15 protein-coding genes are annotated in these 14372 nt (G+C 72.4%); 6 read left to right on the top strand and 9 right to left on the bottom strand.

Going from position 1 to position 14372, the window contains the following annotated elements; genetic code table 11:
• Positions 1 to 96 precede the first annotated feature (96 nt).
• A complete protein-coding gene (locus tag C1I95_RS08595; protein WP_111213255.1) occupies positions 97 to 498 on the top strand; it encodes a DUF2267 domain-containing protein in 402 nt (133 codons plus the stop codon).
• A 24-nt stretch (positions 499 to 522) separates the two neighbouring features.
• On the opposite strand, the gene C1I95_RS08590 is transcribed toward C1I95_RS08595, so the two are convergent.
• The 3 genes from C1I95_RS08590 to C1I95_RS08580 are packed head-to-tail and all read right to left on the bottom strand — an operon-like array spanning position 523 to position 4770.
• Positions 523 to 942, bottom strand: coding sequence for a roadblock/LC7 domain-containing protein (locus C1I95_RS08590; protein WP_111213254.1), 420 nt, complete (start codon positions 940 to 942; stop codon positions 523 to 525).
• 49 nt (positions 943 to 991) lie between these two features.
• Positions 992 to 3520: a helix-turn-helix transcriptional regulator gene (locus tag C1I95_RS08585; RefSeq protein ID WP_199523651.1), complete on the bottom strand. Its 2529-nt coding sequence runs from the start codon at positions 3518 to 3520 to the stop codon at positions 992 to 994.
• Positions 3521 to 3525: 5 nt separating this feature from the next.
• A complete protein-coding gene (locus C1I95_RS08580) occupies positions 3526 to 4770 on the bottom strand; it encodes an Hsp70 family protein (RefSeq protein WP_111213253.1) in 1245 nt (414 codons plus the stop codon).
• Positions 4771 to 5046: 276 nt separating this feature from the next.
• Here C1I95_RS08580 and C1I95_RS08575 point away from each other — a divergent pair, with 276 nt between their 5' ends.
• From C1I95_RS08575 to C1I95_RS08555, 5 genes are all read left to right on the top strand, one after another.
• Positions 5047 to 5952 carry an IniB N-terminal domain-containing protein gene (locus C1I95_RS08575; RefSeq protein ID WP_111213252.1) on the top strand — a complete coding sequence of 302 codons (906 nt, stop codon included), beginning with the start codon at positions 5047 to 5049 and terminating at the stop codon, positions 5950 to 5952.
• Between the two features lie 104 nt (positions 5953 to 6056).
• Positions 6057 to 7904: a dynamin family protein gene (locus tag C1I95_RS08570; protein ID WP_233513431.1), complete on the top strand. Its 1848-nt coding sequence runs from the start codon at positions 6057 to 6059 to the stop codon at positions 7902 to 7904.
• The gene (locus tag C1I95_RS08565) at positions 7901 to 9376 is read left to right on the top strand and encodes a hypothetical protein (RefSeq protein WP_111213251.1); all 1476 of its coding nucleotides are present in this window, start codon (positions 7901 to 7903) and stop codon (positions 9374 to 9376) included. The genes C1I95_RS08570 and C1I95_RS08565 overlap by 4 nt, the downstream gene beginning before the upstream one ends.
• A gap of 293 nt (positions 9377 to 9669) precedes the next feature.
• Complete coding sequence (locus C1I95_RS08560; protein WP_111213250.1) at positions 9670 to 10170, top strand: SigE family RNA polymerase sigma factor; 501 nt, start codon at positions 9670 to 9672, stop codon at positions 10168 to 10170.
• 5 nt (positions 10171 to 10175) lie between these two features.
• The gene (locus C1I95_RS08555) at positions 10176 to 10898 is read left to right on the top strand and encodes a hypothetical protein (protein WP_146605673.1); all 723 of its coding nucleotides are present in this window, start codon (positions 10176 to 10178) and stop codon (positions 10896 to 10898) included.
• A 39-nt stretch (positions 10899 to 10937) separates the two neighbouring features.
• Here the strand turns inward: C1I95_RS08555 and C1I95_RS08550 are convergent, their stop codons facing one another.
• The 6 genes from C1I95_RS08550 to C1I95_RS08530 all read right to left on the bottom strand — a co-directional run bounded on the left by C1I95_RS08550 (position 10938) and on the right by C1I95_RS08530 (position 13915).
• A complete protein-coding gene (locus tag C1I95_RS08550; RefSeq protein ID WP_111213248.1) occupies positions 10938 to 11444 on the bottom strand; it encodes a MauE/DoxX family redox-associated membrane protein in 507 nt (168 codons plus the stop codon).
• Positions 11438 to 11878 carry a hypothetical protein gene (locus tag C1I95_RS08545; RefSeq protein ID WP_146605672.1) on the bottom strand — a complete coding sequence of 147 codons (441 nt, stop codon included), beginning with the start codon at positions 11876 to 11878 and terminating at the stop codon, positions 11438 to 11440. The genes C1I95_RS08550 and C1I95_RS08545 overlap by 7 nt, the downstream gene beginning before the upstream one ends.
• A 123-nt stretch (positions 11879 to 12001) precedes the next feature.
• Positions 12002 to 12169: a hypothetical protein gene (locus C1I95_RS35165; protein ID WP_158566327.1), complete on the bottom strand. Its 168-nt coding sequence runs from the start codon at positions 12167 to 12169 to the stop codon at positions 12002 to 12004.
• 12 nt (positions 12170 to 12181) lie between these two features.
• Positions 12182 to 12682, bottom strand: coding sequence for a hypothetical protein (locus C1I95_RS08540; protein WP_146605671.1), 501 nt, complete (start codon positions 12680 to 12682; stop codon positions 12182 to 12184).
• On the bottom strand, positions 12679 to 13152 hold the full coding sequence (locus tag C1I95_RS08535) for a hypothetical protein (protein WP_146605670.1): 474 nt from the start codon (positions 13150 to 13152) through the stop codon (positions 12679 to 12681). The genes C1I95_RS08540 and C1I95_RS08535 overlap by 4 nt, the downstream gene beginning before the upstream one ends.
• A 40-nt stretch (positions 13153 to 13192) precedes the next feature.
• Entirely contained in the window at positions 13193 to 13915 is a 723-nt protein-coding gene (locus C1I95_RS08530; protein ID WP_146605669.1) for a hypothetical protein, read from the bottom strand.
• Positions 13916 to 14372 lie beyond the last annotated feature (457 nt).

Raw genomic sequence — 14372 nt, 5'->3', positions numbered from 1 at the left:
CCCGCCTCCGGGCACAAGACGTGCGCTTTGTACCACCGTTTGATGCGCCGGTTTCCGGGTAGACGCGGAATCCGTGGCGAGAAGGGGGTTGGCGAGGTGGACGACAACCAGTTCATCGACTCTGTGGCAAACCGCACAGGGGCGTCAGCCGAGCAGGCGGCCGCGATCGCGCGGGCCACGCTGACCACCCTGGCCGAGCGGATCGACGGGGGCGAGGCGCGGGACCTCGCCGGTCAACTGCCCGAGGGGCTACGGGCGTACGCCTTCGCCCCCCACGAGGACGCCGAGCGGTTCGGGCTCGACGTGTTCGTGCAGCGGGTCGGTGGCCGGGCGGACGTCGACCCGGAGCTGGCCCAGGCCGGCATCCGCGCGGTCTTCGACACCCTCCGCGAGACGGTGGCCGCCGGCGAGTACGACGACGTCATCGCGCACCTGCCGGCGGAGCTGTGGCAGGTGGCCGACCCGGCCCCGCCGTACGACGGGCAGCGCAACCGCTGACCGGTCACGCCGCCGCGGTCGGCCTCACCGATGCGCGCCGCTCGCCACCGGTTCCAGGTACACCGGCAGGTGGTGGCCCGCCTGCCCGGCGAACAGCGCCACTTCGTACGCCATGTCGCCGACCTCGGCGTCACCGTCGATCCCGACGGTGAGGATCGCCCCGTTGCCGGTGGTGGCGTGGAACAGGAACGCCCGGGACATCTGCACGACAACCTGGTGCAGCTCGCCGTCGCCGCACACCCGGGCGGCGGCCAGACCGAGCGCCTGAAGTCCGCAGACCATGCTGGACAGCTGTTCGGCGAGCTCGTTCTCGATGCCCCGGGAGGAGCCCAGCAGGATCCCGTCCGGCGAGAGCACCGCCGCGAACTGGGCTCCCGGTACCCGGTCGACGATGTCGTCGAGGGCACGGCTGAGGCTTTCGGTGGTGACCACGGCAGGGCTCATAGGGTCGTCCTTTCGTTACGGCGGTACCGGTGACGGCGGTGGGTCGCGCTCACGGCGCGGTCCGTTGTGGCCAGGGCTGTCCGGTCGTGCTGCTCGACCGGTCGGCGAGGATGGTGCGCAGCAGGGCCAGCAGGTCGGGGCGGTTGGCGCAGTTGAGCCGGGCGCGCATTCGCGCCACGTGGTGCTCCACGGTCTTGGCCGAGATGAACAACCGGTCGCCGATCTCCCGGTAGGTCAGGCCGGCCACCACCAGTTCGGCCACTTCGCGCTCCCGGTCGCTGAGCCGTTGGGCGGTGGTGCCGGCCGCCGGCTTGCCGTCCCCGGTCGCGGAACCGCCCTGGAGCGTCCGCGCGCAGTCCAGCAGCGTGGTCATCGCCCGCCGGTCCGAGGTGCGGATGGCGGCCTGCCCGGCCAGCCGGGCACCGTCCCAGCACAAGCCGGTGTCGTGCAGGCCGCGTGCGGCGGCCTCGACGCGGACCGGGTCGACGGTGCCGCGCAGCACCTCCACCCAGCACTCGGCGGCGGCGGCCACCACGGCGGCGTACCGGCTGTGTCCGGCGGCGCCGACCAGGGCGGCGACGTGGTGGTCGGCGGCGGCCGGGTCCTCGGTGAGGATGGCCGCGTGCAGCCCGCTCCAGTGCAGCGGGGTACGCCACAGTGGCGGGTCGTCGAGCCGGTCGAGGAGCTGGCGGGCGGCCCGCAGGTACGGCTGTAGCCGGCCCAGGTCACCCAGCCGGGCGCCGGCGATGGCCAGTTCGCCGAGCGGGAGGAGGGTGAACAGGTCGACCGGGTGGCGGACCACCGCCTCCAGCGCGGGTACCCAGCCGCGTTGCAGCGCGCCGAGGTCGCTGGCGCGTCGGGCGATGCCCAGGGTCAGCCCGGCGGCGAAGAGCAGGTCCCGGGATTCCAGCGGTCGGCCGCCGGTCACCTCGGCGAGCTGCTCGGCCGCGTCCGTGGTGCGGCCCCGGACCATCAGGATCCAGGCCCGCAGCAGCCGGTGCCGGGGGGCCAGCAGCGGGCCGCCGGTCCCGCTGGACAGGGCCCGGTCGAGGACCCCTTCGGCGATGTCCAGCTCGCCGCAGTGCACCGCGGTCAGCGCCGCCAGGGCGGCCGGGCTGTCCGGCAGCAGCACCGCCCGGCCGTCGGGTTCCAGCAGCGCGGCGGCCTGCACGAGGGTGGACAGGGCGGCGGCCGGCGGCCCGTGGACGCTTTCGCGTACCCCGTCGGCCATCAGCCGGGCGGCGCTGGCGTGCAGGGTGGGTGGGTCGTCGCGGTCGGCGCGGCCCGGGTCGGGCCGGGCAACCGGGCGGGCGGTGGCGAGCGCGCCCACGGCGGCGAAGGCGTCGGCGGGGGCGCCGCCGGACCACCGGTACAGCTCCACGCTCCGGTCGGTCTGCCCCCGGTGGGCCAGGGCCGTCGCGGCGACCAGGGCGGCCTCGGCCCGCTCGGCCGGCGGGGCCGTGGTGAGCAGGCGGTCGGAGAGCCGCAGCGCGAGGTCGAGGTCGCCGGCGAGGGCCGCCGCCCACGCATGCCGGCCGCCGGCGGGCCGACCGGCGGTGGTGGCCGTGGCGAACAGCTGCGCCGCGAGCGCCGGTTCGGTGGCGAGGGCCTCCTCCGCCGCCGCTTCCAGGGTGGCGGCCGGGCACTCCCCGGCCACCCCGGCGGCGAGCAGCGACCGGACCAGGGGAAGCACCGGCGCGCCCCGGGTCGCCTGGAGCTCGGTGAGCCGACGCCAGACCTCGGTGCGGTCGGCGGCCGGGCTCAACGCGGTCACCGCCCGGCGCACGAGCGGGGTGAGCCGGCCGTCCGCGCCGACCAGCCCGGTCGCCCGGATCTCGGTGACCAGTTCGTCGACGTCGGCCGGCGCGCGGTCGAGCAGGGCGGCCAGCACGTCGACCGGCAGCGGCACGCCGGCGGCCAGGGCGATCAGCAGCCGCCGCAGCTCGGGGGCGAGGTGCTCCAGGTCGGGGCCGAACTGAAGGACGACCTGGCGGGGCGGTTCCGTCGGCAGGCCGGCGGTGGGGTCGTGCTCGCGCAGCGCGCCGACCAGCCATTCGACGTGCCGGGGCAGGCCGCCGGTCTGGGTGTGCACGAAGTCGACCACGTCCGGGTGCCGGCCGAGCCGGGGAACGGCGGCGAGGTAGGCGGCGGTACGGGCACGGGCGAACGGGGTGAGCAGGATCAGCCGCCCGTCGCGGCGCAGTGCGTCGGTCAGCTCGACCAGCGCCTCCGTCCGGGGCCACGGCCGGTAGCTGACGGCGAGCCGGTGCCGGCGGCCGGCCACCAGCCCGTGCAGTGTCCGCAGCCGGGCGTCGTCGAGCAGGTGCGCGTCGTCGACCAGCAGCACCGCGTCGGGGTCGAGGTCGACGTCCCGCTCCGGGACGTCGGTCTGCACGGTGACACCGGCGCGGGTGTAGACGCCGGCCAGTTCGTGCAGGTACGCGGTGCGGCCGTGGCCGCCGGGACCGGTCAGGCCGAGCGCGAGCGGGCCCGTCGGGTCCGCCGCGACCGCGTCGAGCAGGGCACGCGGTTCGGCGTCGAGCACCAGCGGGCATTCCGCCACGCCGCTCATGATCATGGAGGTCATCCTTCGCGCCCCCGGCTGCGCACCAGCGACCGGCGAGGCGGTTTCGGCAGGTCCAGCGGGGTGAATTGGATCGGTGGACGGGGTGGCGGTTCGTCGCCCGGCGGCTGGTCGTCGGCCGGGCGGCCGGTCATCCCGCCGGCGGTACGGGCGATGCCGGCGGCCGGCGCGGGTGGACCGGCCGGCGGTGGCGCGGGCGTCCGGATCTGGGCGGCGGCGACGGCCGCGCCGGTGGCGGCGGTCGCCTGCGGGTCGGGTGCCGTCTCGACCGGCAGCCCGGCGGCGGCGAGCAGCTCGGCGACCAGCGGGATCCGGCTGGAGCCCCCGGTGAGCAGCACCCCGTCGAGCCGCGCCGGGGTCAGCCCGGCGGCCTGCACGGCCCGCAGCAGCAGCTCCACAGTGGCCCGTACGGCGGGGCGGATCAGCTCCTCGAACTGCAACCTGCTGACCGGTACCCGCACGGGGCCGGTCGGCAGGACCAGCTGCACGTCGGTCTGCGCGCCGACGGTCAGGTCCCGTTTGGCCCGTGCGCACTCGGCGGGCAGCCCGCGCAGGGTTGCCTCCGCCCCCGGGCCGGCGGCGGCGAGCTCCCGGGCGAGCACGGTGCGTACGTGCCCGGCCAGCGCCTCGTCGAAGGCGGTGCCGCCGAGGCAGCTGAGCCCCTGGGGGACGCCGACGGTCTCGTACCGGCCACGGGAGTTGCGCCGGACCAGCGCGGCCTCGAAGGTGTCACCGCCGAGGGCGTAGACGGCGGCCAGGCCGCCCGGGAAGCCGCGGGCCGCGTGGTTCTCGGCCACGGTGACCGTGCGGGGCAGCAGGGCCACCTCGCCCAGGCCGCGTTCCCACAGGGCGTGCTGCAACAGGTCGCGCCGGTGCCGCCCCCACCCGGCGGGGTGGCTGAGCACGATCGCCTCGGCCGCCGCGCCCTCCAACTCGCGGACCGACTCGACCACGTGGGCGGCGAGCAACGCGATCAGGGTCTGTGGTGCATACCGGTCGCCGCCCAGCAGCAGGGGCACGTCGTCACCGACCCGACCGAGAATTCCGCGAGCGGTACGGTTCGCGTCACCGACATCACCGAGAGTGAACGTCCCGTCGGAGGACCGCAGCAGCGTCGACGACAGCGGCGCCGGTCCGGGTCGCAGCGCGACGGGTTCGGGTCGACCCCAGCTGCCGTCCTGCCGGCGGGCGACCGCGGCAACGGTGCTGGTGTTACCGATGTGCATCCCCAGGACGTACGGCATCTGCTTTCTTCCTTGACCGGCTCGGCCGCACCGGCGACCGCCCCCGGGGTACCCCGCGGGCTCCTACGTTCGTACCAGAGATCGCTCCGACATCAGGAGCCCCAACTTCGGCCGGCGCCTGTCCCCCAGTCCCCCTAACGTACGAGAGGGTAAACACCCCTAACCGGGCGGGTCGGGTTGCGGGATCGTCCCCGATGACCGGTGTCGCTCACCGACCGTAGCGTCGTTTGCGATCACCGGCTCGCTCACGCTTCGTCCGAGGAGAGACCTACGAACATGGACCAGACCCTGCACGACTTCGTGCTCAACCTGCTCACCGACGCCGACGCGCGGTCGGCCTTCGACCTCGACCCGGAGGGCGCGCTGCGGGCCGCGGGGCTCGGCGACATCACCGCCGCCGACGTGCAGGACGTGGTGCCGCTGGTGGTCGACTACGCCCCGGTGCACGGGCTCGCGCCGGTGGCCCCGCTGACCGGCCAGCTCGGCGCGGATCCGCTGGTGGGCGACACCACCGACGTGATCGGCCAGCTGCAGAGCGTGGCGCAGCAGATCACGGTCAGCAGCTCGTACAGCGGCGTGGACGTCAACGCGGGGGTGCTCGGCGCGATCGCCGTCGACCCGGCGACGGTCTCCGCCGGGGCGCACCTGCTGCCCGGCATCGGCCTGGGGGTGTCGCCCTATGGGGTCGGCGCGGACCTGACCGGGGTGCACGACGTGACGAACACCCTGGACGCCGACGTGACCAGTGTGGTCGACAGCACCACCGGCCCGGTGGTCGGTGATGTCACCGGCACGATCGGCGACCCGTTGTCCGTCGTGGACACCACCGGTAACGGGCTGCTCGACACCACGGCGGGCCTGGTGCCCGGCACCACCAGCCAGGTCGGTGACCTGGTCGGCTCGCTCGGCGTCAACGAGACCCTGGGCGGGCTGGGCCTGCACGAAGGGGTCGCCGGCGTGGTGCCCCCGGTCGACGTACCGTCCACGGTCGGCGGGGTGACCGGCCAGGTGGACGGCCTGCTCTCCGGCGTGACCGGCGGCGTGACGGGCGGCGTGACCGGCGGCGTGACCGGCTCGGTCACCGGCGGGACCAGCAGCTCGACGCACAGTGACGCCAACGTCCACGGCGAGGCGTCCACCTCGACCGGTGGCCTGCTCGGCCTCACCGACGGTCTGCTCTGACCGACCTGCTCCACCAGCCATGTGTGGGTGCCGGGCGCGGGCGCGCCCGGCACCCTCGACAATCAGCTCTTGCTAATTCCGCTGATATCAGCACACTTGGTGCGGTGATAGCGGGGATCTGGCTGGACGCGCTCGACGACATCGCTCGTACGTGTCAGGAACACGGGCGCGGCGACCTGCTCCAGGCGGTCCGGCTCAAGCGGGCCCATCTGCTCGATCCGGCGTTGACCGTGCTGGTCGTCGGCGAGCCCAACCAGGGCAAGAGTCAACTGGTCAACGCGATCGTCAACGCCCCGGTCTGCCCGGTCGGCGACGGGCGTACCACCGTCCTGCCGACCGTGCTGCGGCACGCGGAGGTGGCCACGGCGACCGTGGTGCAGACGCCGCCGCCGACGCCGGGAGCGGTGGCCGTCGCGGGGGCGCTGGAACGCACCACGGTGCCGACCGAGCAGATCGCGGCGGGGGTGGCCGGCACCGCCGGTCGCCGTCCCGGTGCCGGCCCCGCGTACGTCGAGATCGGTCTGCCCCGGGCGCTGCTCGGCGCGGGCGTGGTGCTGGTCGACATGCCCGGCAGCGGCGAGTTGGCGGCGACCGGCGCCACCACCCCGGTCGCCGCGCTCACCCGCGCGGACACCGTCCTGCTGGTCTCCGACTCCACCCGGGACCTCTCGGTCGCCGAGCTCAACCTGTTGCTGCACCTCACCCGGTCGCATGCCAACGTGGTGGTGGTGCAGACCAAGACGGACCTGGTACCGGACTGGCGTACGGTGGCCGACCGCAACCGGCGGCACCTGGCCGATGCCGGCGTGCCGGCGTCGCTGATCCCCGTGTCGGCGGCGCTGCGCCTGCGCGCCGCCGCCACCGACGACCACGCCCTCAACGCCGAGTCCGGCTTTCCGCCGCTGATCGCCCGCCTGCGGCGGGATCTGACCGGCAAGCCGGACGTGCTGGCCCGGGCGGCGGTGGTGCTGACCGCGCGTACCGTGGTGGAGCAGCTCGCCGCGCCGCTGCGCGCGGAACTGGAGAGCCAGCGCTCCGCCGAGGAGTCCGGCCCGATGACGCGGCTGCACGCCGCCCAGCGGGAGGCCGACGAGCTGCGTCGCTGCTCCATCCGGTGGCAGAACACGCTGGCCGACGAGATGGCCGACCTGCTCTCCGACGTCGAGCACGACCTGCGGGACCGGACCCGGCACATCCTGCGGATGATCGACGAGGCGTTCGAGACCGCCGACCCGCTGGTCGCCTGGGACACCGTGCAGGAGTGGCTGGAGCGCAGCCTGGTCGAGGCGGCGGAGGCGAACCGGCGGTGGCTCGTCGAGCGCTGCGACTGGGTCGCCCGGCGGGTCGCGGATTCGTTCACCCGCTACGGGCACGGGTCGTTGCCGCCCTGGCCGCTGGTGGTGCCGACCGAGACCGGGGAGCCGTTGCCGGAGATCGAGCGCCCGAGCGTCGACCGGTTCACCGTGAGCCAGAAGGTGATCACGGGCATGAAGGGCTCGTACGGCGGGCTGCTGATGTTCGGCTTGGCCCTGACCCTGGCCGGGATGCCGATGATCAATCCGATCTCGATCGGCGCCGGGGCGCTGTTCGGCGGCAAGAGCATCCACGACGAGGGCAAACAGCTGCTGCGCCGCCGCCAGGCCACGGTGAAGATGGCGGTCCAGCGGCACGTCGACGACTTCTTCGTGCGGGTGAACAAGGACAGCCGGGACGCGGCCCGCCAGGCACAGCGGATGCTGCGTGACCACTTCAGCGCGCTGACCGAGGAGTTGCAGGCGGGCATCGTCGAGTCGCTGCGCAACGCCAAGCAGGCCGCCGACACCGACGCGGTGGCGCGCGAGCGGCGGCACCGGGAGATCCGGCAGCGGATGACCCGGCTGGCCGCCCTCTACGAGCAGGCGCAGCAGGTGGCCGCCGCCGCCCGCCCCGCACCGCTGGCGCCCCGGGCATGAGCGGCGGGTGGCGGCTGGACGCGGCGGTCCGTGACCTGCTGGAGCGGGCGCTGCACGTCTACCGGGACGATCCCCGGGCCACCGACCGGTTGCGACACCAGCTGACCCGGCTGGACGAGCCGCTGCGGGTGGCGGTCGTCGGCGGCTGGCGCAGCGGCAAGTCCACCCTGCTCAACGCGCTGATGGGCGAGGAGGTGGCACCGGTCGACGGGAGCGCCTTCACCTGGTACGAGGACGGCCCGCAGCCGGACGCCGTCGCGTACTCGACCAGCCATCCGCCGCAGCGGTTGACCGTGTTGCGGTCGGGCACCGGCATGCACGTCGACCTCGCCGGTTGGCGGGCCGGCGAGCTGCGCGACATCGTGGTGCGCTGGCCGACCCGCTCGCTGCGCCAGGTGACCCTGGTCGACACCCCGGCGCTCGGCGTCGACGAGCACGGCCGGGATCCGGTGCTGGAGCGGGTGCTGCGGGAGACCGACGCGATGCTCTACCTGACCAGGGACACCCACGGCGGCGACCTGCGCGGGCTGGAGTCGGCCCGGGAGAGCAGCGTCGGGCAGGCCGCGCCGGTGCACGCGATCCTGGTGCTGTCCAGAGTGGACGAAACTGGGGGCGGGCGGGTCGACGCGCTGCTCGGCGCCCGCCAGCTCGCCCGGCGGGCCCTCCGGGAGCCGCACGTGGACGCGCTGTGTGCCACCGTCGCCCCGTGCAGCGGCCTGCTCGGCCTGGCCGGGCGGGTGCTCGGGGAGTCGGATTTCGCGGCGCTGGCCGCGCTGGCCCAGGTGCCGCGCGCCGAGCTGGAGCCGTACCTGCTCTCCGCCGAGCGGTTCGGCCGGGGCCAGCCGCCCGTCCCGCTGGACGCGGCGACCCGCAGCGCACTGCTGGACCGGCTCGGCCTGGTCGGGGTACGCCTGGCGACCACCCTGGTCCGCACCGGCTGCGACAGCCGCGCGGCCCTCTCCACCGAACTGGTCCGCCGCAGCGGGCTCGGCGAGCTACGCGAATCGATCAACCGCCTGTTCGTCGACCGGCGGGAGGTGCTCAAGGCCCGCTCGGCGCTGGCCGCGGTGGAGACGCTGCTGCGCGCCGAACCGGGCCCCGGCACCGCCGAACTACTCGGCACCCTGGAGCAGATCCTCGCCGGCGCGCACGAGTTCCAGGAGTCCCGCCTGCTGGCGGCGCTGCGCGACGGCCGGCTCGGCTTCGAGGCCGAGTCGGCGGAGGAGGCCCGGCGACTGGTCGGCGGGGACGGCGACGTGCTGGCGGCCCGGCTCGGCGTCGCGCCCGACGCGACGGCCCCCTGGCTGTGGGAGGCCGCCGCCGACGCGCGGTGGCGGTGGCAGGAGCGCGCCGAGGACCCCGCGCTCCGGCTGGCCCAGCGGCGCGGCGCGCAGGTCGTGGTACGCAGCTGCGACGGCATGCTCGCCGAACTGGCCACCCACCGGAGCGGATCTTCCTCTAGCCTCGCGTAGCGACATGCCCGACGGCGAAAGCTGTCAGCGGCCCCTGAAGGAGGAGCCATGTCCCCGCAGTCCTCATCCCCGACCGGGTCCAATCGCCGGACGGTGCTGCGCGGCCTCATCGGGCACAAGCCGGGCACAACTGAAGCCGACAAGGGCTGTCAACCGCGGTAAGGCACCTGGGTCGTGGGCGGGCTCGCTCAGCCCGGGGCGCCGACCTCGCCGATTCGCTCCCCCAGCGCCAGCCGCGTCACGCATTCGGGAGCGAATGCAACACAATTGGTCCCCTGCCGTGTAATCAGGTTGTGAACGTTCCAGGGTTTCCGTCCCGCGGCTCGGGGTTCGAGTCGTTCCTCCGGGAGTCCGGCGCCGGGCTTCTGCGCTTCGCGCACGTCTTGACGCTCGATCGGGCGGCGGCGGAGGACCTCACTCAGGAAACGCTCATCCGGGTGGGCCTGGCCTGGTCGCGGCTCCGCAATGACGGCAACCCCGTCGGGTACGCCCAACGCACCATGGTCAACGTCTTCCTGAACGAACGCCGGCGCCGGAAGGCCATACCCGTCGAACGGGTGCCCGAGAACGCGAGGGAGGACCCCGGACTCGCGGCCGTCGATTCCGCCGCGGTGATCCGGCAGATCCTTGGGTCCCTGCCGCCCAAGCAGCGCGCCGCGATCGCGATGCGCTACCTCGCCGACCTGCCCGACCACCAGATCGGCCAGCTGCTCGGCTGCACCGAGGCGACCGTCCGCTCCCAAATGTCGCGTGGCCTCTCGACGCTGCGCGCTCGTCTGGCCCCAGAGAGGTGAATCCCGTGTCCGAGAACCGCCCGGATGAGTTGGCCGCGCTGGCCGACGCCGACTTCGACCTTCCGCTGACCGAGGATCTCGTCTCCCGGGTGCGGCGCGGGGTCCGCCGCCGCCGGGCGGCACGAGCGGCCGCCCTGACCACCGGGGTCTTCGCCGCCGTCGGCGCCATCGTCTTGGCCGTCAACCTGGTGACCGGGCCAGGCCCGTCCGTAACACTGCCGCCCGCCGCGTCGGCATCCACCTCGGACAGCGTGGCTGGCCTCCCTCTCGACGGCTTTCGGATCGGTTTCCTGCCGGAGGGTTTGCGAGCCGACCCGCGAGACAGTGTCGCCACCTTTGCCGTCGCCGAGAACCGCCTCCGCGACGACGCCACGGCACCCGGTCCCGGCGATCCGACCGCCAGCGTGACCACCCGGCGGTACGAGCGAGCCAACGGCGGCTCCGCGATGTGGCTCACCGTGCTCAGGCCGAAGCTGACCACACCGACGGCTGGCCCGCAGCTGATCACCGAATGGCTCGCCGGTTCGCGCACGGCCGGCCGGACTCCGCTCGAGACGTTCGACGTGCCGGTCGGAGGGGCCGAGCTGGTGGCCCACTCGGGGACCGAGACCACCACCCACGACGTCGTCATCACGACCGACGACGGAGTCGTCATCTCCGTCATGGGCGATGGCCGGGTGCTGGTCGAGACGCTCAAGCAGGTCGCGATGAGCATCGTCCGCGCATGAGGATGGCCGACTCCGCGCGGGGCCGGCCATCCTCATGCGTCACACCAGCTGATGCCTGCGGGTACGCAGGCTCCGGTCGGCGATGGCCACCGCTCCGAAAAGCAGGACGCCACCGGCGACGGTGAGCGCATCCGTAGCCCTCGCCGGTGAGCCGGCGAAGGCGACGAACAAACCACCCAGCAGCACGGCGACTGCCCGTGCCCAGGTGTGCCCCGATACGTGGTCGGCGGACTGCGCACCGAAGCAGAGGCAGGACACGCGCCGACCGGTGGCCAGCAGGTAGGTCTGCGCCGCGGTGAAGAGCAGCCCCAGCACGGCGCAGGCAATTCCGGCAACCACGTCGCTCGTCGCCCCGAAGGACACGGCCGAGGCAGCCACCTCCACGACGATGATCATGGAGGCGGCCACCGTGGCCGCCCGTCCGCCCACGCCGTAGGTGCGCAGGCTGCCGATGAACGGCCCGAGATCCTTCGCCTTCGCACCCGCGGCCACCAGCAGAGTGATGGCGAGGCCGTACCGCACCCACCCGGCCGCGTCGTCTACCACAGCAGCACCAGCATCACGATCAGGGGTGCCAGCAGCGTCGCGAAGACGGGCCGCAGCCGTGGCATCCCCTTCTCAAACGCCGCGTCGGCACCCTCCTTGTTCCGAGCCGCGAGGAAGATCAGCAGCATCAGCGCGCGTCCGAGCGCGAATCCCGTGCCCGCTGCGATCGCCTCACCCCACGACGCCCAAAGCACGATGGCGGCGACGACGATGTGCGGCAACCCCGTTGGCGAGTACGTCCGCATCCCGGTGCCCATCTCCGCACCGAACTGCACCGCGCCCCAGAACGGGATGCGGGTGACGAACTGCGGCACCAGCCGGGCGTTCTGCGGGATCGGGAACTTGAACACGCCGAACTCGCGAACGATCAGCACGGCCGCCACGGTCAGTACCGCGTACTGCCGTCCGGCCTCGGGTATCGGCGCGCGCAGCACCGACCCCACGACCACCAGGGCAAGGGCGGTGGCGATGCCGCCCAGGAAAAGACCCAGGACAAATCCGAATCCGTCTCTCCCTCGCCGGACCGACGAGGACAGCGCCCAGGCGCTGTTCAGGCTTCAAACGGATCCGGACAGCGAGAAGGCGGCCACTAATGCGGCGACCAGCCACGTGAAGCCGGCGACGTCATAGCCTTTGGCGGACAGCGCCAGGCTGGCGGTCTCGAAGACGCCCAGAACCGCCAAACCTGGCACCAGGGCCCCGAATCGGGAGCTGGTTTTCTCCATCGATGCGTCGGATCAAATGGCCGTACGGCAAATGGAGAACCGCGACACCCGGCCACCGCCGCAGTCGGCGTACTCGTAATAGCCGTCGGAGCATTTCCGTTTGGTGCCGGATGTCCAGCGCCAGGCGTTGTGACCGTCACAGCTGGACGGGTCGTGCGTGTACCGGAAGTTGTAGCAGGTTCCGGAGGATCCGTCGTTGCGGTGCCACGACCCCGAGCAGTTGCCGCTGTAAAGGGCGGTCGACGGATAGCAGATCGTACTCGAGTGGTAGTAACCGCGGCAGTCGCCGTGCTCCGTGTAGGCGGCCGCGAACGCGCCCTTCGGCCGCGACCACGGGAAGAGGTCGAGGACGCCGAGACCGGATGCGACTGCGGCACCGGAAACGATGCCGAGCAGCCGTCGCCGGCTCATCTCCGACCGCTTGTCTATCATCCTCGTCGGCTCGAACGAAGCGGGAGCTTCGACGGCGCTGGGTACCAGTTCCATCACCCGGCTCCGGCTGACGTCTGTCATCGTACGGTCTCCTTTCCGATGGTTGCGGCGCGTTCCACGGTGGCCTCGAACGATTCGACGGAGCCACCCGGCTCGGTGTGAAGCACCACGCCATCCGCGCTGACGACGACTACCGCGGGCACGTACGGCACGGTCAGGGCCCGCCAGGCGTCGGCGTCCTTGACAACGCGCACGTTCTCGGGCAGCGGCTTGCCGAATTGAGGGTCATCCGAGAGCACGGTCAGCTGGATGCTGTTTCCAAGCCCAGGGGCTATACGCGCGACGCCGCCGAGAAGATCGTCGCAAACCGGGCAACGACGGTTCACCTTCACAATCACCGTCGTCTTGCCCTTGGTCGCCAGCGGTTGCAGCGCATTCGCAGTATTCGTTCCGACCAGATTTTGCCCAATACCCTGATAGACGGCCAGTTCGAGCTCGCGCACCCGGCGGTAGAGCCCCGCCCCGGCCGCGAACAGCAGCAGGACGAACACGGTGAGAAGGATGATGATTCCGACTACCGGGTCCATCCGATCATGCCGCCCAGTCGATGCGCTTGATCGATTTCAGGAAGTCGAAGGCGGTGTCGAGGGACTGCGCTGAGGTCGTCCGGCTCCACGGTGACAGCGTCGCCACCGCGCTCTCCGTGACGTAGAGCAGTGGCTCCAGTTCACCGGTCGGAGGCTTGGCGAGCCGCCAGATCTCCCCCGCCTCGGCGCTGTAACCCTTCCACTGCGGCACCTGTCGGCTCGCGACCTTCTTGCTCTCAACGAACAGTGTCCCCACGCCGGGGACCTCGTTGAGGTAGACCGAGCGCTCGAGGGCATGAGCCTTGCCCGGCTGCGCCGTCATGCCCTCCGGCGTGTCAGTCCACTGCAGCCTGCTGAACGTCTCGACGATGTCCGACGTCCGCCACTGCGGCTCATAGAAGAGCGCGTGCGCGAAGTGCCACGGCCCCAGCAGTGCCGCCCAACGGGCGTCCGACGGTTCGGTGCAGTCGAAGATCACGAGCTCGCCCGCCGCGATGGTGAAGCGCTCGCGCTCGCGGCCGCCGACCGACTCCACGCCAGCATTGAGCGAGTTCAGGGACGCGAGTTCGAGCGCCCACATCTCCTTGGTCGAGCTCGAACGGCCGTACTTGGGCGAGTATCGGATATGCGCGGTCCACGGCGTCTCGAACAAGGCCCTCGTCGGCCCGTCGACCTCGACCCTCAATAAGGATCTATCAACCGTGCGAACAGCGGACGACAGGGTCAATTTGCCCTCCCTCATCGAACCAGATCACTGGGTTGCGGGCGATGTTGTCAGATGGAAGTGGTGGCCGCTACCCCGCTCCGACTGAATGCGCATCTTCGCCTGCAAATGTCCAAGTGCAACAGTCCGATGGACGGTTGCCTGCACCTGGCCTGCCACGTTTCGGCTCCGGCGCAGAACGGCGGTCGAGGCATGCGCCTACTAGGGCAGCCGTACTTCGTGACTTGATCATGTGAGTCGGGCTCGGTGGCAATGAGACGCCGTACGTGACGTGGCGACACACCGGCAGCGGAGGCAACCTCGGCCAGGCCCGCGTCAGGCCGTTCGGCGCCCAAGTCGGGTCGCCCGGGGGGATTTCACCCCCGGGCTCCCACAGAACCGTGCGTAACAGTCTCCCGTTACACGGCTCTTGTCATCCTGATCACCAGAAGCGCGGTGTCCATGCCCAGTGGGCGAAGAG

This window comes from Micromonospora craterilacus (assembly GCF_003236315.1).
Lineage (GTDB): Bacteria > Actinomycetota > Actinomycetes > Mycobacteriales > Micromonosporaceae > Micromonospora > Micromonospora craterilacus.
Note: the sequence above shows the minus strand (reverse complement) of the source record. Positions and strands in the feature narration are given on the sequence as shown.

Excerpts from the sequence above, each read along its gene's own strand:
- C1I95_RS08590 (WP_111213254.1), bottom strand. The coding sequence starts at position 942 with ATGAGCCCTGCCGTGGTCACCACCGAAAGCCTCAGCCGTGCCCTCGAC.
- C1I95_RS08585 (WP_199523651.1), bottom strand. The coding sequence starts at position 3,520 with ATGATCATGAGCGGCGTGGCGGAATGCCCGCTGGTGCTCGACGCCGAA.
- C1I95_RS08580 (WP_111213253.1), bottom strand. The coding sequence starts at position 4,770 with ATGCCGTACGTCCTGGGGATGCACATCGGTAACACCAGCACCGTTGCC.
- C1I95_RS08575 (WP_111213252.1), top strand. The coding sequence starts at position 5,047 with ATGGACCAGACCCTGCACGACTTCGTGCTCAACCTGCTCACCGACGCC.
- C1I95_RS08565 (WP_111213251.1), top strand. The coding sequence starts at position 7,901 with ATGAGCGGCGGGTGGCGGCTGGACGCGGCGGTCCGTGACCTGCTGGAG.
- C1I95_RS35165 (WP_158566327.1), bottom strand. The coding sequence starts at position 12,169 with ATGGAGAAAACCAGCTCCCGATTCGGGGCCCTGGTGCCAGGTTTGGCG.
- C1I95_RS08540 (WP_146605671.1), bottom strand. The coding sequence starts at position 12,682 with ATGACAGACGTCAGCCGGAGCCGGGTGATGGAACTGGTACCCAGCGCC.